Below are 429 nucleotides of genomic sequence, written 5' to 3'. Positions count from 1 at the left end.
GCGTCAGTTTCTACACCCACATCTCCGATCAGTATGATCCGTTTTCGACCCGGGTGATTGCGGCGACGGCCGGTGAAGCACCCTATGTTCTGGATGGGCTGCTGTATCATGCCAACGGGCTTTCCATTGAAGAGCATTATACCGACACGGGTGGGGCATCGGATCATGTTTTCGGGCTGATGCCCTTCTTTGGTTATCGATTTGCGCCCAGGATACGGGATCTGAAAGAGCGGAAACTTCACCTGTTTCCAGATCAAAGCCCCGGTGATCTCCTGAGTGGAATGGCCGGTGACCCGATCAATACCGATCATGTTGCGGCCCACTGGGACGACCTGCTGCGTCTGGTCACATCCATTCGGAGTGGAACCGTGCCGGCCTCGGCCATGCTGCGGAAGCTCGGATCTTATCCCCGTCAGAATGGTCTGGCTG

Annotated in this window: 1 protein-coding gene; it reads left to right on the top strand. The window is 56.4% G+C overall.

Going from position 1 to position 429, the window contains the following annotated elements; genetic code table 11:
• Positions 1-429, top strand: a 429-nt coding sequence (locus tag KP705_RS18005) for a Tn3 family transposase (protein ID WP_215765282.1), incomplete at both ends; no start/stop codon positions are given.

Origin of the sequence: Gluconobacter sp. P1D12_c, from assembly GCF_018812105.1 — a bacterium.
Taxonomy (GTDB): Bacteria; Pseudomonadota; Alphaproteobacteria; order Acetobacterales; family Acetobacteraceae; genus Gluconobacter; species Gluconobacter oxydans_A.
This window is presented reverse-complemented; position numbering and strand designations above follow the sequence as displayed.